This window comes from Sphingobium sp. LF-16, assembly GCF_003711185.1.
Classification (GTDB): domain Bacteria; phylum Pseudomonadota; class Alphaproteobacteria; order Sphingomonadales; family Sphingomonadaceae; genus Sphingobium; species Sphingobium yanoikuyae_A.
The window spans coordinates 1,327,831-1,346,845 of sequence record NZ_CP029335.1 but is presented as its reverse complement, the minus strand read 5'-3'; the positions used below and the strand labels follow the sequence as shown (position 1 = coordinate 1,346,845).

General features: G+C 61.1%; 18 protein-coding genes. 16 read left to right on the top strand and 2 right to left on the bottom strand.

The genetic code is table 11. The features are described 5' to 3' along the window. The first annotated feature begins 16 nt into the window (after positions 1 to 16). Genes DIZ22_RS06350 through DIZ22_RS06340 form a run of 3 tightly spaced genes read left to right on the top strand, consistent with a single transcriptional unit; the run spans position 17 to position 3,970 of the window. Entirely contained in the window at positions 17 to 1,912 is a 1,896-nt protein-coding gene (locus DIZ22_RS06350; RefSeq protein ID WP_048936477.1) for a WecB/TagA/CpsF family glycosyltransferase, read from the top strand. Continuing rightward, positions 1,902 to 2,957, top strand: a complete 1,056-nt coding sequence (locus DIZ22_RS06345) for a glycosyltransferase family 2 protein (protein ID WP_048936478.1) — start codon at positions 1,902 to 1,904, stop codon at positions 2,955 to 2,957. Before DIZ22_RS06350 ends, DIZ22_RS06345 begins: the two co-directional genes overlap by 11 nt. Continuing rightward, the gene (locus tag DIZ22_RS06340; protein WP_048936479.1) at positions 2,954 to 3,970 is read left to right on the top strand and encodes a polysaccharide pyruvyl transferase family protein; all 1,017 of its coding nucleotides are present in this window, start codon (positions 2,954 to 2,956) and stop codon (positions 3,968 to 3,970) included. Before DIZ22_RS06345 ends, DIZ22_RS06340 begins: the two co-directional genes overlap by 4 nt. On the opposite strand, the gene DIZ22_RS06335 is transcribed toward DIZ22_RS06340, so the two are convergent. Beyond that, the gene (locus DIZ22_RS06335; protein WP_048936480.1) at positions 3,928 to 4,956 is read right to left on the bottom strand and encodes a glycosyltransferase family 2 protein; all 1,029 of its coding nucleotides are present in this window, start codon (positions 4,954 to 4,956) and stop codon (positions 3,928 to 3,930) included. The genes DIZ22_RS06340 and DIZ22_RS06335 overlap by 43 nt on opposite strands. A gap of 83 nt (positions 4,957 to 5,039) precedes the next feature. Between DIZ22_RS06335 and DIZ22_RS06330 the strand changes: the two genes are divergently transcribed. From DIZ22_RS06330 to DIZ22_RS06310, 5 genes are all read left to right on the top strand, one after another. Continuing rightward, positions 5,040 to 6,191 (top strand): glycosyltransferase, encoded by a 1,152-nt coding sequence (locus tag DIZ22_RS06330; RefSeq protein WP_235654747.1) that lies wholly within the window; start codon positions 5,040 to 5,042, stop codon positions 6,189 to 6,191. Further along, a complete protein-coding gene (locus tag DIZ22_RS06325) occupies positions 6,188 to 7,312 on the top strand; it encodes a polysaccharide biosynthesis protein GumK (RefSeq protein ID WP_122928047.1) in 1,125 nt (374 codons plus the stop codon). The genes DIZ22_RS06330 and DIZ22_RS06325 overlap by 4 nt, the downstream gene beginning before the upstream one ends. Next, positions 7,305 to 8,576: a polysaccharide biosynthesis protein GumE gene (locus tag DIZ22_RS06320; protein ID WP_240626817.1), complete on the top strand. Its 1,272-nt coding sequence runs from the start codon at positions 7,305 to 7,307 to the stop codon at positions 8,574 to 8,576. Before DIZ22_RS06325 ends, DIZ22_RS06320 begins: the two co-directional genes overlap by 8 nt. Beyond that, entirely contained in the window at positions 8,573 to 9,670 is a 1,098-nt protein-coding gene (locus tag DIZ22_RS06315; protein WP_048936484.1) for an acyltransferase, read from the top strand. Before DIZ22_RS06320 ends, DIZ22_RS06315 begins: the two co-directional genes overlap by 4 nt. Positions 9,671 to 9,868: 198 nt before the next feature. Next, positions 9,869 to 10,654, top strand: a complete 786-nt coding sequence (locus DIZ22_RS06310; RefSeq protein WP_240626816.1) for a phosphoheptose isomerase — start codon at positions 9,869 to 9,871, stop codon at positions 10,652 to 10,654. A 20-nt stretch (positions 10,655 to 10,674) separates the two neighbouring features. Here DIZ22_RS06310 and DIZ22_RS06305 read toward each other — a convergent pair whose 3' ends face one another. Further along, positions 10,675 to 11,835, bottom strand: a complete 1,161-nt coding sequence (locus tag DIZ22_RS06305; RefSeq protein WP_234781549.1) for a nucleotidyltransferase family protein — start codon at positions 11,833 to 11,835, stop codon at positions 10,675 to 10,677. Positions 11,836 to 12,002: 167 nt separating this feature from the next. Here DIZ22_RS06305 and DIZ22_RS06300 point away from each other — a divergent pair, with 167 nt between their 5' ends. The 8 genes from DIZ22_RS06300 (at position 12,003) to DIZ22_RS06265 (ending at position 18,904) form a co-directional block, all read left to right on the top strand. Then, positions 12,003 to 12,143 carry a lasso RiPP family leader peptide-containing protein gene (locus tag DIZ22_RS06300; protein WP_004212599.1) on the top strand — a complete coding sequence of 47 codons (141 nt, stop codon included), beginning with the start codon at positions 12,003 to 12,005 and terminating at the stop codon, positions 12,141 to 12,143. A gap of 72 nt (positions 12,144 to 12,215) precedes the next feature. Then, positions 12,216 to 12,515 carry a PqqD family protein gene (locus DIZ22_RS06295; protein WP_004212598.1) on the top strand — a complete coding sequence of 100 codons (300 nt, stop codon included), beginning with the start codon at positions 12,216 to 12,218 and terminating at the stop codon, positions 12,513 to 12,515. Then, entirely contained in the window at positions 12,499 to 12,933 is a 435-nt protein-coding gene (locus DIZ22_RS06290; RefSeq protein ID WP_004212597.1) for a lasso peptide biosynthesis B2 protein, read from the top strand. The genes DIZ22_RS06295 and DIZ22_RS06290 overlap by 17 nt, the downstream gene beginning before the upstream one ends. Next, a complete protein-coding gene (locus DIZ22_RS06285; RefSeq protein WP_122928045.1) occupies positions 12,930 to 14,819 on the top strand; it encodes an asparagine synthase-related protein in 1,890 nt (629 codons plus the stop codon). The genes DIZ22_RS06290 and DIZ22_RS06285 overlap by 4 nt, the downstream gene beginning before the upstream one ends. Before the next feature lies 1 nt (position 14,820). After that, complete coding sequence (locus tag DIZ22_RS06280; RefSeq protein ID WP_107917686.1) at positions 14,821 to 15,783, top strand: hypothetical protein; 963 nt, start codon at positions 14,821 to 14,823, stop codon at positions 15,781 to 15,783. Further along, complete coding sequence (locus tag DIZ22_RS06275) at positions 15,780 to 17,522, top strand: ABC transporter ATP-binding protein (protein ID WP_048936487.1); 1,743 nt, start codon at positions 15,780 to 15,782, stop codon at positions 17,520 to 17,522. Before DIZ22_RS06280 ends, DIZ22_RS06275 begins: the two co-directional genes overlap by 4 nt. A gap of 135 nt (positions 17,523 to 17,657) precedes the next feature. Next, positions 17,658 to 18,428, top strand: a complete 771-nt coding sequence (mazG, locus tag DIZ22_RS06270) for a nucleoside triphosphate pyrophosphohydrolase (protein ID WP_048936488.1) — start codon at positions 17,658 to 17,660, stop codon at positions 18,426 to 18,428. Next, on the top strand, positions 18,401 to 18,904 hold the full coding sequence (locus DIZ22_RS06265) for a GNAT family N-acetyltransferase (protein ID WP_048936489.1): 504 nt from the start codon (positions 18,401 to 18,403) through the stop codon (positions 18,902 to 18,904). Before mazG ends, DIZ22_RS06265 begins: the two co-directional genes overlap by 28 nt. The last annotated feature ends 111 nt before the right edge of the window (positions 18,905 to 19,015 follow it).

The following is a 19,015-nucleotide window of genomic DNA, read 5'->3' as shown; positions in this document are numbered from 1 at the left end:
ACCAAGGGGGTCTGATATGAAAATCGCCCATATTTCCCGACAATATCATCCCGGACTCGGCGGGCTGGAAAGCTTCACCAGAAATCTGTGCCGCGAACAGGCTCGCGCCGGGCACCAGGTCAGGATGATCACCCTGGACCGCATCTTCGACGGCGACGACGCACCCTTGCCGCGATGCGAAATCATCGACGATGTAGAGGTGGTCCGGATACCCTATCGGGGTGGACGTCGCTATCCGCTCGCACCATCCGTGCTGCACCATCTGGACGATTGCGACATCGTCCATGTCCACGCCGTCGATTTCTTCGCCGACTATCTGGCACTGACCCGGCTGCTGCACCGCAAACCGCTGGTCCTGTCCACGCATGGCGGCTTCTTTCATACCGGCTATGCCCGTCGATTGAAGCAATTCTACTTTCACAGCATGACCCGCCTTTCACTGGCTGGATATCGGGCGATCATTGCCTGCAGCGAAGCGGACTATGAGACGTTCGCCAAGGTCAATCGTCGCGCACTTACCTTGGTCGAAAACGGCGTGGACACGGTCAAGTTCGCCGGTCTTGCGCAATCGCCTTCCGCCGAGCATCGCTTCATCTATTTCGGCCGGATCGCGCCGAACAAGCGGATCGACCTGTTGATCCGCTGGTTTGCGCATCTGCACCGGCTGGACCGCAAGGCCCGGCTGATCATCGCGGGAAAGCCGATGGGTGTCACCTTCGCCGATCTGCAACAGATCGTCGAACAACTCGGCTTGGGCGATCTGGTGGAATTTCATGATAGCCCCAGCGACGAGGCCCTGCAGGCACTGATTGCCCGGAGTACCATCTTCGCATCGCCCAGCGCCTATGAAGGTTTCGGTATTTCCCTGATCGAGGGGGTGTCCGCCGGACTATATCCGGTCGTCAGCGACATTCCGGCGCATCGTCGCTCCTGCGTCAAGCTCGATACCGGCAGCCTGATCGATTTCACCGATCCGTTGTCCGCTGCCCGCACCCTGCAGGACATTCGCAAGGCGCAGCAACGCTCGCCCTCCCCGACCACTGCCGCAGGTCTGCTGGCTTATGGCTGGCCGGGTGTGAGCGCCAGGATCTCGGCCATCTACGAACATATTCTGGGACGTCAGACCCGCCAGATTGGGCCGCTTCGCCTTGCCGTTCTTTCGGAGAGCGACGCGCTGAAAGCAGTTTCGGGCCTCATCAGGGACCAGGCGCCGCGCGTGGTAGCATTCGGCAATGCCCATCTGATCAACCAGGCACGACGGGTCGAAGGGGTCGCAGCCGCGCTGAATGACGCGCTGGTCCTTAATGACGGCGTCGGCGTCGATATCGCAAGCCGCCTCCGCTACGGGGACTCCTTCCCGCACAATCTGAACGGCACGGACTTCATTCCCCAGTTGCTGAAGAGCTACCCGGACCGCCTCCGGCTATTTCTGGTAGGCGCAGCCCCCGGCATCGCGGAACGTGCAGCCGCCATTCTGGAAGAGCGTCATCCCCATATTCGCATAGTCGGCACCCTCCATGGCTTCTTCGACCCGCAAGAGGAGGAGCATCTGAGCCGCCATATTCGGGAAAGCGGCGCGGATCTGGTAATCGCAGCCATGGGGAACCCCCGCCAGGAATTGTGGGCGGCCAAATGGGCATCCCATATCGGCCGCCCCATATTGTGCGCGGGCGCCCTGCTCGATTTCACCGCCGGCCATGTCCCGCGCGCGCCTGGCTGGCTGCGCCGCATGCGCATGGAATGGATATTCCGGCTCATGAACGAACCGACCCGACTGGCAGACCGCTATTTGCGCGGCAATGTCACCTTCCTCATGAATGCCATCCGTGACGCCAGGGGTGGCTACTCGGACGGGCCGATCCCGCCGCCATCGCCCCACTCCCACACTGTCCGCAACGCCGATGCCGCCTGATCTCGTGCCGCCGAACCCAAAAGCGCTGCGTCGGATCGCGGTCATTATCCCTTACTTCCAGCGTGAGCGGGGTATCCTGCAGCAGGCCATCCGCTCGATCGTTGCGCAAACGTTCACCGCGCCCACCGAGGTGGAACTCCTGATAATCGACGATAGTTCGCCCATTCCTGCGCTGGACGAACTGGCAGACATGGAATTGCCACCCTGGCTGAAGCTCCGGACCGTGCAGCAATCGAACGCCGGCCCCGCTGCTGCGCGCAATCACGGACTTGATCAGATCGGACCCGACATCGACTATGTCGCCTTCCTGGACTCCGATGACAGTTGGGCGCCAGACCATCTGCAACAGGGCGTCGGCGCGCTCGAACTTGGGAATGATTTCTATTTCTGCGACAGCGCCATGCCGCCGTCCAGCCTGTTCGCTTCGCTGACACTTTTTGCGCAGGGCGCCAATGAGGATGCGTTCGAACCCCTGCCTCTGGGCGGGCAAATCTATCGCCTGCAGCCCGACCGCGCGGGGCAATTCATGGTGCAGGAATATCTATGCCAGACATCCGCCGTGATCCTGCGCCGCAGGGCGATGAGCGATCTCCGGTTCGAGGAACGGCTTCGCTATGCCGGCGAAGACTGGCTGATGTGGGTGCGGCTGGCGCACAGCGTTGAGGGGATCTGCTTCTCCAAGCTGGCCAAGGCCCAGCGGGGAGAAGGTATCAATCTTTATCGCGATGCGCATGAGCGCCTTGGTGCCAAAAATCTGCGCCGCCTCATGTCGATGGTACTCGCCAATCGATTGATGAAGATCACGCCGGGCATCAGCGCCGCTGCCGCGCGCCTGACCGACCAGCGCATCATGATCTTGCGCCGAGAGATGGCGGCGATCCTGCTTCACCCCCGTGTCTATCAGGGCCTGAAAAATGGTGAGCAGCGTCGCATCATCCTGGATGCCTATCGGCTCATGAACGTCTCGCTGCTGCCATTATGGCGCGACATCATCATTCGAAAGATGCGCTGGCACAGCCCCCGCCTGGACGAGGCCATAACATGAAACTCTTCTATTATCGCGCCAAGGAAGGGAATTTTGGCGACGACCTCAACGGCTGGCTTTGGGAGGAGCTTGCTCCCGGCCGTTGGTCCGACGAAGCCGATACGCTGTTCTGCGGCATCGGCACGATCATCGGCAATCAGATGCCGCCCGCATCGCGGATCAGAATTTTCTCGAGCGGCTTGGGCTATAGGCCTGTGCCCGAGGATTTCTCGACCGATCGCTGGGATGTGGTGGCGTTACGCGGCCCGCTCACGGCGCGCGTCCTCAACCGCCCGGATCGGGCGATTGCCGATGGCGCGCTGCTGCTTTCCACGCTGGATCGGCTCAAGCCCCTACCCGAAGCTGAGCACGGCCGGCCCATCTTCATTCCCCACTACGAGGCGATGGATGAAGGCGACTGGGCTGCGGCCTGCGCTACCGCCGACGTAAAGCTGGTGGACCCACGGCAATGCGCGCATCAGGTCATCGACGAAATCCGCCGGTCACGTCTGGTGATCGCCGATTCGATGCACGCAGCGATCATCGCCGATACGCTGCGCGTTCCCTGGATTCCGGTCTCCAGTTCGGGAAGGATCAACAGCTTCAAATGGCTCGACTGGTCACTTTCCCTCAACTTGCCCTATGAGCCGCGAATATTGCCTACCGCGACGTTGGACACTGCCTATCGCGACGGAGTCCGGCGTCTGGTCGGTGAACATTATCGACTTGCGCATCCTGATGCAGAAGGCGCGCTTGCGCATCAAAGGCAGATGACCCGTCGCGAACAGCGCGGCTGGTGGATGTCCGTGCGGCCCAAACTGAAACATCATCTGCTCGCCCTGCCGCGGCGTCTGCCACAACCACCCACGGTCGCGCGGCGTATCGCCACATGGAACCGACGGCAACACAGCCGCATCGCCTCCGCACTTGAACAATTGAAGAGCGAGACGGGATTTCTGAGCGACGATCGGATCTTTGCAAGCCGTGTCGATCAGCTCAGCGTCGAGTTCGACAAGCTGGTGCGATCGGGCTGAGCGATCCGCGCCATCTGCGCGCGATGATGCCAGCGACGGATCAGATGGCGTCCCAGCATGGGCCAGTTGCTCCAGTCCGTCATCATCGCCTCCAGCAATGCCATCGGCTTGCGTGCGCGAAGATGCGGATAGACGCGGTTCCAGCTATGCTGCTGCCTAATGGCGCTGGCGCGACGGGCTAACAACCGTGACAGAACACGATCATCGCGAACGCGGGGCAGATCCAGCATGGCAAGACTATGGGCGCGCATTGCATCCAGGTTCAATAATGTCCGGGATTGCCCCGATCCCTGATCCGAAATGGAGCCCTGCCGCTGAGTGAACAGATAATGCGGCTCTGCACTTAGAATGAAGCGACCGTCCGCCAGCAGGCAATCGATGATGAAGGCGAAATCTTCGCCGTGCCGCAACTGGGGCGGGTAGCGCAGGCAACGGGTCGTCAGGAAACGGCGACGAAATATCGGCTTGAGCTGGCCGAAATCGAACGGCGAGCGTCCGGTGATCGCGTTGCGGACGAATTCGGCCGGTCGGATATGCCGGATCGGCTGCGCTGTCCGCGACAATGCCGTGCCGACGACTGTTCCGGCGTGCCAATCATAGAAAAACAGATTGTCCGCGACCAAGTCCGCGTCATGCCGATCGCCGAGCGCGGTCAGATGAACCAGCCTGCCCGGTGCGAACGCATCATCGGCGTCCAGTATCGCGATCCATTCGCCCCGCGCGGCCCCAATCCCCAGATTCCGCGCGACCGAAGGGCCACCATTGGCCTCGCTTAGCACCAGTCGCACCCGTGGGTCCTGGTCCATCAAACGCTCGGCGATTGCCACGGTTTGGTCGCCGGACGCGTCATCGACGATGATCACCTCCACCGGGAGTTTCTGCGCAAGCGCAGATTGCACCGCGCGATCCAGGCTGTCCTCGGCGTTGAACGCCGCAATCACGACACTGACAAGGGGAGAAGCAGGAGCCGTCACGGGACTTTGCATAGGTGTTATGCCTTACTCGAAAGCGATAATAAGCTTCGATATACCAATCGATGAAACCGCAACGAATTGAGGAATTTCACCTAGTGGAATTATCTGGCACACCCAACGTTGCAATATACAGAAGAGGCTTCCTTCCTCTTTCTGAAACCTTCATATCAGATCACATACAGGGTCTTAATAGATATAATCCGATCATAATAACTGAGAACATATTGAACGGATACTCTATTAACGGTCACACTCCCCATCTGTTGCATCGCGCCCAGGCGGGCAAATATGAAAAAGTCTATAATCGGCTTACCGGCCGATATCGCCATGTCGGCGATGTCCTGTCGGCTCCCTCGACGCGATTGATCCACGCGCATTTCCTGCAGGATGGGGCGAACATCCTGTCCCTTGCCGCGCGACGGAACATCCCACTGGTCGTCACCGCCCATGGCTATGATGCAACGGTGACCGCGCGCGAACATGCGCGCCGGACCGAGGGACTTTGGTATCTGATGCTCAAGCCCTTCCTTCTGCGTTACGCCCATGGGATCATCTGCGTATCCCAGTGGATCAAGCAGTGCCTGCTCGACGCAGGTTATCCCGACCACAAGCTGCGCGTCATTCCGCTGGGTATCGACACGTCCAGCCTGCCGCCGCCACCCGCCGCCCATGGCCGCCGGGGCGCCCTCTTCGTCGGCCGTCTGGTCGAAAAGAAGGGGGTCAATTTCCTGCTCGACGCCTGGGCGAAACTGCCAGAACGCGTCCGAAGCGAACCGCTCACCATTATCGGCGACGGCCCCCTGATGCCCGCCCTGGTCGCCCAGGCCCACCGGCTTGGCATCCAGCCGCATTTCCTGGGCGCACGATCTCGCGCGGAGGTCTTCGCGGCCATGGCCCGTCACCGCATCTTCGCGATGCCGAGCGTGCGCGCGGCAAACGGCGATTCCGAGGGGCTTCCTATCGTGCTGATGGAAGCGCAGGCGATGGGCATGGCGGTGATCGCGTTTGACGATGGCCCGATGCGCGAAGCGATCAAACCCGGCATGACCGGGTTGCTCGCACGATCGCGCAACAGCCACGACTTTGCCGACCATTTGCAAACGCTTCTCGGCGCGCCGGACCTGTGCGGCGATTTTGGCCGAGCCGGCCGGTCCCATGTGGCCGCCAAGTTCGACCTCCGCAACCGCGTAGCCGCCCTGGAAGACTATTATGACGAGATCCTTGCCAGCACGGAGGCCCGTTCATGATCGGACAATCCGCCGCAAAGCCACAGCCGGTTCACGCCGAAGGACACCGCGTCCTCATCATCTCGCGCCATGACTATCGGACCCGGCGCCGCGCGAGCGTGCATTTCGTGGCGCGCCATATGGCGCAACAGGGCCATCAGGTGACCTTCATGTCGATCGGCTACAGCTGGCTGTCGCGCCTGCGTGGCGACAGCCGGGCCGATCTGTTTGATCGCGCCAATGCCTGGGAACAGGTGGATGGGCTGCAAGCCTATCTGTGGCGCAGCGCATGGCATCCGGTGAAGTTGCCGGTCTCAGGCAAGGTGGAATCTTGGCTTTACAGCAAATGGGCCAGAAACCGCTGCACCGCGCTGGACGAAGCGGCAGGCGCGGCGGACATCATCATCGTCGAATCCGGCATTGCGCCGGTATTGCTGAAGCGCATCCGCGCCGTCGCACCCTCGGCGCGGATCGTCTATCGGGCCACGGATCTTCTATCCACCGCCGGCGTGCCTGAATGCATTGAAGACATGCTTTGGCAATCGGAGGCCGATATCGACCTGATCGTGGTCGTCGCTCGCTCCATGCTCCCGCATTTCGAGGCCTTCAGCTGCCCCAAATTATTCATTCCGCATGGCGTCGATACTGCTTTGCTCAATCAGGCAACAGACAGTCCCTACGCGACCAAGCGCAACGCAGTCACAGTCGGATCGATGCTGTTCGATGCCGGGGCGATCCGCACCCTCGCGCTGGCACGCCCGGAATTCACCTTCCACACCATCGGATCGCCCAAAAGCGTCTTTCCGACCAATGTGATCCAGCATGACGAGATGCCTTTTGCGCAAACGCTCCCCTATCTCCAGCATGCCGATGTCGGGATCGCGGCCTATCAGCGCGCGGCTGCCGCCGCCTATCTCGCCGATTCCAGCCTCAAACTCCTGCAATATAAGGCAATCGGCCTGCCCGCCGTTTGCCCCGATTTCGCCGTTGGCGACCATGCCCTGCGCTTTGGCTACCGGCCTGATCATCCGCAGGAAATGGTCGAGGCTTTTGATCGGGCGCTGAACGCTGGCCGCAGCCCGGTGGCGAGCAAGGATTGGAGCGACGTGGCCGCCAAGCTCGTCGAGGCTTCTCTTGGCTGAGATTGCCCTTTCTCCGCCGGCTCGCGCGCGGCGCGACGCGGTGCATCGACGCAGCCTGATCCATGACAGGCTCATCAACTATGTCGCCGCCGGACTGCTTGTCGCCACGGTACTCTTCAATCCGGCCTTGGCCTGGGTCAACGCGCATCTGTTCCCGATGACAGCCGGAATCGTGTCCGCCGCGCAGGCGGGCATAGTTCTGACCGCCCTGCTCGTTGGGATCACACAACCGGTCCAATATAGTTTCCGGTGGCTGGCGCTGACCTGGATCATGGTTCTTTCTGCGCTGCTGACGAGCGCGATCAAGGGATATTTCGAACCCAAGATCCTGGGCGATATATTGTTGATCCCGGCCTTCATTCTGCTTGGAACCCGCATTGAAGGCGCGTTGCTGCGTCAAACAATGTTGTCGTTGCAATTACTGATCATGTTGGTCGGCCTGTGGGAACTGGCGAGCCCTGGCGGCTTTGGTTCGACCTTTCGCGTGATCGACTATTATGTGCAGACCCGTGGCTATGACGCAGATGCCTTCTGGGCTGGCGGCGACCTGTTTCTCAGTTCGGAACGTCCCGGCGGCCGCATGCTGCTCGACGGCCTTGGCCTACATCGCGGATCATCGCTGTTTCTGGAGCCGGTATCGCTCGGCAACTGGGCGATCGTCGGCACCATCTTCACGGCAGCCATGTGGCGGTCTCTGTCGAACGGCGCGCGGCTATTCATGCTGGTTTCGACGGCGGTGCTGCTGATCACGTGCGATGGCAGGCTTGCGCTCAGCGTGATCCTGCTCTTCTGCCTCTATTTGCCGATCAGCGCCTATGTTCCCGATCAATGGAGCGTCGCCTATCTGCCGTTGCTGCTTGTCGCATTGGTCGGGGGCGAAGCGCTGGGAATTTTGGCGGAGCATCAAGACAATCTTCCCGGACGGCTCAGCGTCGGGCTCGATGCGCTGCGATCGATGGACCTTGACCAATTGTTGGGCATCCGCGCGGATCGGGTCCGGTTCGATGACGCCGGCTGGGCCGATTTCGTCCAGGCCCAATCCGTGGTGATCGCGATGGGGCTCTGGTTGGCACTCGCCTGCAGCAGCTTCGGCCGCGATCCCGGCAACCGGATGGCAAAGCATGGCATTATGCTCTTCCTCGCACTTTGCCTGCCCATCAGCAATTCACTGCTGTCAATCAAGACAGCCGCTCTGATGTGGGTCGTCTACGGCTTCTGTTATGCCCGCGGACGCCTGACGCGCATGGAAGGAAACGCCGCATGAGTCCTGGCCGTCATATACCGGCGCTCGACGGCATCAGAGGCTTTGCTGCCCTGCTCGTCGTATTCTGCCACTTCCGCACGTTCGGCTACCCGGAACTCCTGCATCCGCGCGCCGGCGATTATGGCGTCCTGCTGTTCTTCACGCTCAGCGGCTTTCTCATGGGCCATCTCTACCTCCCCAGAACGCCCGACCGAGATGCGTTGGCATCCTACGCTGCGGCGCGCATAGCCCGCATCGTGCCGCTCTACGCCTGTGTCTCGCTGCTATCTTTCCTGATCTATCGCTTCGTCTACGCCGATTTCATCTATCCAATCGGACTGATCGAACTGGTCCGGCAGGGAACATTCACCAGTACCGTATCGGTCTTCTGGTCGATCGGGCCGGAGTTCCAATTCTACTTTCTCTTCCCGGCGATCTGGGCCGCCACCTATGCGAAGCAACCGCTACGCGGCTGGCTATATGTGCTGATCGGGCTGATCGTGGCAGGCTGCTATGCAGCGAGCCCTTGGCTGCCGGGCATCTTTGCCCTGGCTAAGATACACATCTTCATGACCGGAATTCTCTGCGCAGTACTGGTCCGACAGATCCCGGAAGACCGCATGACGCGATTATTCCCGCCGCTGCTGCTGTTCACCGCGGCCTTTATCTGGGTCCTCATCGCACCCCCTGCTTCAGTCAGCGCATGGGTATTCCCGCCCGTGACCAACGATCCGAAACACATCATCTACTATGCAGACCCTTTGAAGATCGTTGCCTGCGCCTTGGTCATTCTGGGCACAGCAATCCGTCATCCGTTCAACGACATGCTATGGGGCAATCCGTTGATGCGCCGACTGGGTGCATATAGCTTCTCGCTCTATCTGCTCCACATGCCCATCCTTCAATTGGTTCGCCTCGCCGGGCCTGCATGGGGCATCAGCATGCCCATGCAGATCCTGATCGCGACAATCTTGTCCTTGGCCGTCGCCGGCCTGTCTAACGAGATGTTTGAACGCCCCGTAGGCAATTGGGTCCGTCGCAAGCTGACCGATGCCATGAACGGCCATGCCGCGACACGACCGTTGCCGTTAGCGGCAGAAAGCCCTTCTTCCTGACCAGTCAAACAGGCGCGGCCAACTGGAAGAATGGACAAGCTTGTCTTGCGCAATCCTGCCAGTCGATTAGGTGTTCGAACGGATTTCAATCCGCTGCCAATCAATCACTCTCATGAACTCATTCCTTGCGGGAGACGAGCATGAGACCTCGGAGGCAATCGATCGCCCTGCGAAAAGGTGCAACGCAAGGCATACCCAATGCCAAGTATTAAGCTTCAGCCAAATTTCGTGGAAAAGATCTGGGGAAAGGACGTCGTCCCTAACCACCCTGTCGACAAATTGGGCAAGCGCATCGGCGAATTGTGGTTTGGATCTCCGTCTGGAACCAAGCCCCCGCTACAGGTTAGGTACATCTATACCAGCGTTAGATCGTCGACCCATATTCACGCCCACCGCGAATCCACCGGGCAGGAAGAATGCTGGTATATCCTCGAGGCGGAGCCTGCATCGATGATCGGCATCGGCACGATCGTTCCGCTGAAACAGCCGCTGCAGCACCATGCGGCGGCAATTGAAGCATGGGCGCAGTTCATCGATTGGCGGCCGGCTCGCGCCGGCGATTTCTATTTCGTGCCGGCTGGCACCATATATGCCATTGGCGCCGGCATATCTCTTGTCGAAGTGCAGCAGAATATCGACCTGACCTGCAATCGCGATGGACATGACCGCACTCGCGGCCTTGAGACGAAGGCGACCGCCGGAGATCTGCAAACCGAGCAGCGCCCTGCTGTTGCCCTGCATCGTCCACTTGGCTGCAGCGGCGTCCTGCTAGATGATGGGCCTTTCGGTTTGCGACTGGCACATATGCAGGGCGGAGACGCGCTGCACGTGACCAACAGCGGCCTCGCCTGGTTCATTCCGTTGCGGGGGCGCGGGGACATCGATGGCCTGACCTGGCGGGCGGGGGAGTGCTGGTTGCTGACCCAACCCACTCCCCTAATCCGCGCGGCCAGTGACGCCGACTATCTGTTCGCAACGGTGTGATGCTTTTTCACGCAGAGCGATCAGCCCGATGCGGCAACAGGCGCAACATGGATAATGGTGGGATCTTCCTTCGGCCAGCCCGGTATCTTGCGCGCTGCCTTGGACGCCAGGAAGCTGCCACCGACCCACATATATGTTCCCAGTTTCTGGCCGGCTCGCCGGTCATCGCATAGCCGCCACAGCAAATGCCGCAAGCGCGGCCAGGCAATGGACGGATCATCGGGCGTGAAGACGGCCAGGGATAAATCCGCGCCAAATAGGTCCGAGATCGGCAGTGGCTCCGCAAATTCCGGTACTTCCAAGCCGAACATGCTTTCGGCACAGGCCAAGGTGATGCGCAGACTATGCTCGATATTCTGCTCCGTTGCCCGTTGATGCAAAATCGCCAAGGCCGCATGATCGAGCCCGGCAATTGCGGCACAGAAGTCCAGAAGATAGGCCGCTGCGTGGCAATGCTGGGTCAAAGACTTCACGAAGCTCAGGCTTGCCAGCAGGATCTCGTGGATTGGCGATATGCAGGGAACCTTTACCTGCCCCAGTTCCTGATCCGCCGGCTCACGCAGAAACGCGCCCACGTCCATGGGGTGCGGACAACCCGGCTGCTGGAGCCGGTGATGAACGTCGACCGTTGCCTGGTTCGGCGAACGCGAGAAGAAATGCTGCTCTCCGAGAAAGGCACGCCACCAGATACGATCACATTCCGCGGGCAGGAAATAACCTGCCTCCTGGAGAAGCGCTGTGCAGCGACGCAGATCACCGCGATCGATCAGGATATCGACGTCCGATGAGGGACGATGAAAGTATCCGCCATAAATTCTTCTCTGAGCAAGCGGGCCTTTGAAAACTATAAATCGCAGATCATCATGGATTAGAGCTTTAGATATATTGGTTATTGTAGCGATGTTCACGCCGTTCATCGCGAGCGTCAACTTCCTGAACCTATCTTCCTCGCGCGAGAAGGCGTCCGGAATATCCTGCCCAGCGGCGCGGAGCCCGGCACCAAGGTGCAGCAGAAGTTTACAGGATTTCCCAACCATTATGATGTCCGCCCAATCGTCCGCGTCGATCGCCGGAGAAGGGGGGCTAACGATCATCTGCGGAACGGACAGGGCCACATGGCACCTCACGATATCCACGATTTTCCGTGCCTTGCGGGAGGGATCTAACAACACATCAGTCACGCCTTGAATGTTAGCTTATGCAAAACATTGCCCTACAAAGTTAAATCATGGCGATATGTGTTTATACCTATAGGTGTTACCGCGGATGGATTGGAATTTGACTTAAACATTTACTTACGATCAATTTATATCCGCTGAATGGTTCAGCAGATGATGAGGAGTTGAGTATGGAAAAGGAGTCTTATGAATCGCCCGAGCTCGTCGAACTCGGCTCGTTCGAATCGCTGACGCAGGGCACGTCCTATGGCGAAAGCCTGGACGCGACCTTCCCGGACGGTACGCCGCGCGGCGAGCTCACGTTCTCCTGACAGGGTGGACGCCCTTCTCGGACAGAGGGGGCGTCCATTCTCCTGCAAGGCTCTTGGTAGCGGGGAAGAAAGATGACGATCGCCTGGCCATCCGCGACAATCGTGGCAGCAGATCCCAACATCGTGTTTTGCGACCTGGACAATGAGAGAGTTCTACTGGACCTGACCTCCAGCCGCTATTTCGCGCTCAATCGCGTCGGCGTCCATGTCTGGGAAACGATCGCGACCCCCACCAGTGTCGGCGCGTTGCAGGATAATATCGAGCAACGCTTCGACGTCCGACCGGAACAGTGTCGCAAGGATCTGGAGAGCCTGCTAAGCAACCTGTCGCAGTTCACATTGATCAGCGTCCAGCATGCGCCGGCGTCCTGATCGCACTCTGGCAGGGCTGCTTCTGGCACTCCTGCTGCCGGTCGCACTGCCTGTGGTATTGGCTGTCCGTCTTGCCCTCAGCCTCACCAGCTATGCGCGCCTGTGCGAATGGTTGCCGCAATCCACTGGCCAGCGCAATCCGCTCTGGGTGCGCCAGGTCGCCCGCGCTGTCAGCATCGTCTCACGACTTGTTCCCGGCGCCACGTGCCTGACCCAGGCCGTGGCCACACGGACGTTGCTCGCCTGGATGGGACATGAAAGCTGGATCCGGATCGGTGTACGCCGCTCCGAAGATGGCAGCTTCCAGGCCCATGCCTGGCTGCTCGACCATCGTGCAAGGCCCATTATTGGCGGCAGACGACAGGACTTGGCCGGCTTCAACGTCCTGGCGGACCTGGACGGACTGGTCCGGCAATGAATGCTTTTGCCGGCCTGTTCCACCGCGACGGCCGGCCGGCACGACATTGGCCCGGCGAAGGCATCGCCGCCCTGGTATCACGCGGGGTTCGTTGCGCGATCGATAGCGGCCCGACGATTCTTGCCGGGGCTGGCATGGAGGCGTTGGACCATGAGAAGCGGCGTCCGGGCCTCATTGTCGCCGCCGATGTCCGGCTCGACAATCGCGCGGAAATCGAGGCACGGCTCGGCCTCCCCCCCCGCCCCGCTCTCCCTGAAGCCAGCCTGATCGCCGCGCTGTACGAGCGCTATGGCGCAGACTGCGCCTCCATGTTGCTGGGCGACTTCGCCTTTGTGCTCTGGGACGAAGCGACACAGACATTATTTGGCGCCCGTGATCATTTCGGCGTCCGCCCGTTCTACTATCATGCTTCGCCCAGGCTGTTCATGGCGGCGACAACGATTGGCGCGCTGCTCGGTTCGGAGATTTCATCCGCCATCGACGAAGTTGGTGCAGCAGATTTTGTCGCCGGCATAGTCGGCGATGCCCAGACGACGCTATATCGCGAAATCCGGCGTCTGCCGCCAGGGCACGTCATTCAGGTCACGCGCGACGAACTCACCATCAGCCGTTACTGGCATCTGGCGGCATCGCAGCCGCCCAAGGATGAGGAAACCGCCGAGCAGTTTCGGCATTTGTTCGAACAGGCGGTCTCGTGTCGGATCAGCGAACAAGCCGGCGTGCTGCTCAGCGGAGGGCTGGACTCCTCGTCCATCGCCATGATGGCATCGCGCTTGCGGGCGGAGGCGGCGGAACCGCCCGTGCCAAGCCTGTCCATGACGTTCGACACAAGTCCCAACTGGACGGATGGCCCGCACATAGAAGCCATTCTGCAAGCAGGGCGTTTTACCCCTCATTTCCTGCCCACTGAGGATCAGGATCCGCTGCAGGAACTGGACATGATCCTGACCGAACAGGACGGCCCCTGCCTCGCCTACAATCTGGGCAGTTCACGACGCCTCTATCACAGGGCCCGGCAACTGGGGCTTCCCCGCCTTCTGGACGGACATGGCGGCGATGAAGTCGTTTCCCACGGGTTTGGGCGGCTGAACGAACTGGCGATGGAACGGCGCTGGGCCACCTTGTTGCGCGAAGCACATGGCTTGGCCCATATTCTCCGCTGTTCGACCTGGCAGGCAGCGTCCCCCCATTTCGATCACATCGCGACGATACGGCGATTCCGGCAGAATTGGCGGCGCATCGTCCACCATGCACATCCGCCCCGCACCTCACCGAATTTCACGACCGCGCTCGTCGCACCAGACCTAGTCCGTCGTACGGACATAGGTTTGCGCCGCGCAGCGACAATGCCCAGCCGCTCGGCCTATCAGACCGAGCAGCAGCGCCACCTGTCGACCCTGACATCGCCACAACAACCCTATGCGTTTGAAGTGCTCGATCGTTCGGCCGCTGCAGCCGGGGTGCGCCTGTGCTTCCCATTCTATGATCGCCGTCTTGTCGAATTTTGCGTATCGCTCCCGGCCCACGCCAAGCTCGACAATGGCTATCCGCGCGCATCCCTGCGGAACGCCATGGCAGGCCTGTTGCCAGAGCAGGTCCGACTGCGGCGCGACAAGTTCAATTTTGCCGGCCAGTTGGGAACAGGCATGGCGCGTCACCGGGCATCCTTGCTGACGATGCTGGATGCGCAGGCTGACATGCTGGCGCCATTTGTCGACATCGATGTGGCCCGCACGGCCATCACGCAGTTCGACCAGTCCATGGCCAATGATGCCGCCCCCTTATTCGCTGCCTACCGGATCGCAAGCCTGGGCCGCTGGCTTGCAAGACGATCCCGGCCCGCTGCTCCGAGAGCCAAATTTCACATCGTACATGCAGGAGGATGACATGAAGATGGGCCCAACGCCTCAGCCCGCCCTTGCCCCCGCCAGCAAGGCCTCGTCCCTTTATCGTGCCTTTGGGCTGACGATCGAATCGGATGTTCCGCTGCCGGAACTGACGACCGCCCCGGCGGGATCCGTGCCCGACATCCGCATCATCTACAGCCGCGACCTGCCCTTGCCGTCGCGCGAGGAGGGCGTGATCACGCAGTTCCGCACGGACGGGACGCATTTCCTGGCATGGCCCGACGTTGCGGCCTTCCAGTTCCACGGCCCCGACCTCATCGAGATTCAGCCCTATCCCGATACGCCGGTGACCTACCTCCCCTTTCCTCTGCTGGGGCCGATCATGGCGCTGGCGTTGCACATGCGCGGCTACATCACGCTCCACGCCAGCGCGATCGACTTGGACGGGCATGGCGTCATCTTCGTTGGCGACAAACTGGCGGGCAAATCCACCACCGCCGCAGCCTTCCTCCGGGCGGGCCATCGTCTGCTGACGGACGACCTCTTGGCGATCCGCGCCAACCCGGACGGCACGCTCGAAATCCTGCCGGCCTATGGCCAGCTCAAGCTCGCGGAAGAGGCCGCAGACGCCATGCAACTGGCCGAAGCGCAGCCATTGCCATTGGTCTATCCCGGCTTTTCCAAACGCCAGCATCGCTTGATGGGCGATTTCCGCCATGATCAGCTTCAACCCGAACGCCTCTATGTTCTCGACCGCGTGGGGGATCAGCCCGGCCTCACCCGACTTGCCGGAACCCAGGCCCTGTCGGCGATCCTGCGCTACTCCTACATAACCCGTTTCGGGAAGGCAGCGCTCTCGCCCGCCGACGAGGCCCGTCACATGCAGGGCTGCGCTGCCCTGGCCCGTTGCGTCCAGGTGGCAACGCTGCACGTCCCGCATGCCCTCAATCGACTGGAAGAGACGGTCGAACTCGTCCGCGCCGACTGCGAGGACCATAGGTGAGCCAGTTCCGTCAGATCAGCGATTTCGCGCGCTTTTCCCTCGGGGGATATGGCCGACAGGCGTCCGTCATCCTGTTGCTGATCCTGATCGGCAGCATTCTGGAAAGCTGCTCCCTGCTGGCGATGATCCCGTTGCTGAAACTGATCGGCACCAACCATGGTGCGGCCCAGAGCAGCATTCAACTGCCCTGGATTGGCAGCATATCGCTCGGCTGGTTGCTGACGGCAATGCTGTGCCTCATGGTGTTTCAGGCCTTGGTGTCGCGCCGCCGCCTCCTCCTCATGACCCGCACGATGCAGCAGGCGGTAGACGACATCCGCATGCGCCTGTTCACGGCCATCGGCTATGGTCGCTGGTCGCTGGTCGCGAACATGCGCGGGTCGGATCTCAACCATGCGCTCAGCAACGATGTCGATCGCATCCAGGTCGCAGTCTTCAGCCTCATGTCATTTGGCCAGAATATCATCTGGCTGACGCTCTATGGCCTGCTGTCCACGCTGATATCCTGGCAGATGACCTTGTTCGCCATGACCGTTGGCGCAGCGACCCTGTTCGGCCTGTACCCGGTGCGCCGGAAGATCGCCCGCCATGCGCAATCCATGTCGAATTCCCTGCAGGAACGGCAATATGTCGCGTTCGAATTCATCACCGGCATGAAGATCGCCAAGGCTTTCAACAGCGAACCCTATTATCTTCAACGCTTGGATCGGTTGCTGGAAACGCTGCGCGTCGGCACTGTCGAGTTCGCCCGGCTGACATCCAACAGTACCGCTCTGTTCCAGTTGGCAAGCGGTGCGGCCGCAGCCCTGTTCGTCTATGTGGCCTATGCCGTCATCGCGCTGCCCCTGCCGCAGCTGATGACGATGCTGCTGTTGTTCATGCGCCTCGCGCCGCGCTTCAACGCCCTGCAAAGCACGCTCCAGCAACTGCTCCTCTGCCTGCCAGGCTATGAGAATGTCGCCAGGCTGCTGCGCATCTTCACGGCGGAGCAGAACCGCACCGCCGGGCCGGAGCGCGTTCAAGTACCGCTCCTGACCCGGCATGTCCGCTTCGATCGCGTATCCATCACCCATCACGGCGCGGACACGCCGACGATCGCGAACCTCGATCTGGAATTGCCCGCCGGCAAGATCATTGCCCTGGTCGGGCCTTCGGGTGCAGGCAAGAGCACCATAGCGGACATGCTGATGGGGCTGCTCGATCCCAGCGAGGGCCAAATTCTGGTCGACGGTGTCAACCTTCCCCAGGATGATCGGCAATGGCGGTCCCAGATCGCCTATATGCCCCAGGATGTCTTCCTGTTGCATGACAGCATCGCAACCAATTTGCGCATCGGCAAGGCGGATGCGAGCGATGAGGAGTTGTGGAACGCCCTCGACGCCGCCAATGCCCGGCAGTTCGTCGGTGCCCTGCCCCAGGGGCTCGATACCGTGGTCGGCGATCGTGGCAGCCGTCTGTCCGGCGGGGAAAGGCAGCGCATCGCCCTCGCGCGCGCGCTGCTGCGCCATCCCAGGCTGCTGATCCTGGACGAGGCGACCAGCGCGCTCGACATGGACGCACAGACCAAGATCGAAACCGCGATTGCCGGTTTGCGGGGCCATATCACTATATTGGCCATAGCCCATACGGCATCGCTTGTCACACTTGCCGACGTCATCGTTCATCTCGACCGGGGTCGGGTCGTGCAGGTCCGGACGAACAATCCGGTCAAGGACGAGGATGCCGTCGCAGCGGAATAATCCTCCCACAGGCTCCAACGCGCATCGCCATGGGCACCATCTCCGCCTATCGGCGCTCCGTTCGACATCGGGGGTGGCCTTGTATCCGGCAAACGCCTATCCGCAGGCCCATCAGCAGCCAATGCGAAGGTTCCCATGTCCAAAGCCAGTCCCGCCGATATCATGCCGATCGCCGATGTCATGGCGCGGCTGCGCGATCCGGAAACGGGCTGCCCTTGGGACATAGAGCAGGATTTCGCGAGCATCGCCCCCTACACGATCGAGGAAGCCTATGAAGTGGCCGATGCGATCGAGCGCAATGACATGGCCGACCTGCGCGATGAACTGGGCGATCTGCTGCTGCAGGTCGTGTTCCACAGCCGCATCGCCGAACAGGCCGGCCATTTCCGCCTGCAGGACGTCATCGACAGCATCGCCGCCAAGATGATCCGGCGACACCCCCATGTCTTTGGCGAAGGCGCCCGGCGCGAGGATGGCCATGCCCAGTGGGAAAGCATCAAGGCGGCCGAACGTGCCGATAAGATCCCCGACCCGAGCGCCATGGCCGGCGTGGCACAGGCGCTTCCGGCGCTGCTGCGCGCCGAAAAGCTGCAGAAGCGGGCCGCCCGCACCGGCTTCGACTGGCCCGACACCCAGGGCGCGATAGCGAAGATCCATGAGGAACTGGACGAGGTTGCCAGCGCGACCAGCCATGCCCATCGGGAGGAAGAAGTCGGCGACCTGCTCTTTGCCGTCGTGAACCTCGCACGCCATCTCAAGATCGACCCCGAAGTCGCCTTGCGTGGCGGAAATGCCAAGTTCGATCGTCGTTTTCGTCAGATGGAGGCAATCGCCGGCGACGCGTTCGTGGGCCTGTCGCTCGACGAGAAGGAAGCGCTATGGCAGCAGGCGAAACAGGCGGAATAATCAGGCCGGTCACACCGGCGGATCATGACGCGATCTGGGATATCCTGGAACCCGTGCTGCGCGCTGGCGAAACCCTGGCGGTCGATCGCGCCATCAGCCGCGAAGGCGCCCTTGCCTTGTGGCTGTCGCCGGACCGCACCGTCCGCGTCATCGAGGAGGATGGCAATCTGCTCGGCATCTTCTACGTCCGCGCCAATCAGCCGGGCGGCGGCAGTCATGTCGCCAATGCCGGCTATGTGACCGCTGCTCACGCAACCGGACGCGGCGTTGCCCGGCGAATGTGTGCGGCCTCCTTCGATCTGGCCCGCGATCTCGGTTTCAGCGCGATGCAATATAATTTCGTGGTTTCCTCCAACAGCCGCGCAGTCGCGCTGTGGCAGGCAATGGGCTTTGCCATTGTCGGCCGCGTGCCCGATGCCTTTGCCCATCCAACGCTGGGTCTGGTCGACACATTTGTGATGCATCGTTACCTTTGACGCGGCGCTTGCACAGCGGCATAGGGCGCGCAATCGCGACCATCGCGCATAGGGGGTATCTGGTGTCAACTTCGCTGTCCGGGCCGGCCATGGCCCCTTCCCTTTCCCTGC

Coding starts and splice junctions, on each gene's coding strand:
- DIZ22_RS06350 (WP_048936477.1), top strand. CDS start 17: ATGAAAATCGCCCATATTTCCCGACAATATCATCCCGGACTCGGCGGG.
- DIZ22_RS06345 (WP_048936478.1), top strand. CDS start 1,902: ATGCCGCCTGATCTCGTGCCGCCGAACCCAAAAGCGCTGCGTCGGATC.
- DIZ22_RS06340 (WP_048936479.1), top strand. CDS start 2,954: ATGAAACTCTTCTATTATCGCGCCAAGGAAGGGAATTTTGGCGACGAC.
- DIZ22_RS06335 (WP_048936480.1), bottom strand. CDS start 4,956: ATGCAAAGTCCCGTGACGGCTCCTGCTTCTCCCCTTGTCAGTGTCGTG.
- DIZ22_RS06325 (WP_122928047.1), top strand. CDS start 6,188: ATGATCGGACAATCCGCCGCAAAGCCACAGCCGGTTCACGCCGAAGGA.
- DIZ22_RS06315 (WP_048936484.1), top strand. CDS start 8,573: ATGAGTCCTGGCCGTCATATACCGGCGCTCGACGGCATCAGAGGCTTT.
- DIZ22_RS06310 (WP_240626816.1), top strand. CDS start 9,869: ATGCCAAGTATTAAGCTTCAGCCAAATTTCGTGGAAAAGATCTGGGGA.
- DIZ22_RS06300 (WP_004212599.1), top strand. CDS start 12,003: ATGGAAAAGGAGTCTTATGAATCGCCCGAGCTCGTCGAACTCGGCTCG.
- DIZ22_RS06295 (WP_004212598.1), top strand. CDS start 12,216: ATGACGATCGCCTGGCCATCCGCGACAATCGTGGCAGCAGATCCCAAC.
- DIZ22_RS06290 (WP_004212597.1), top strand. CDS start 12,499: ATGCGCCGGCGTCCTGATCGCACTCTGGCAGGGCTGCTTCTGGCACTC.
- DIZ22_RS06285 (WP_122928045.1), top strand. CDS start 12,930: ATGAATGCTTTTGCCGGCCTGTTCCACCGCGACGGCCGGCCGGCACGA.
- DIZ22_RS06280 (WP_107917686.1), top strand. CDS start 14,821: ATGAAGATGGGCCCAACGCCTCAGCCCGCCCTTGCCCCCGCCAGCAAG.
- mazG (WP_048936488.1), top strand. CDS start 17,658: ATGTCCAAAGCCAGTCCCGCCGATATCATGCCGATCGCCGATGTCATG.
- DIZ22_RS06265 (WP_048936489.1), top strand. CDS start 18,401: ATGGCAGCAGGCGAAACAGGCGGAATAATCAGGCCGGTCACACCGGCG.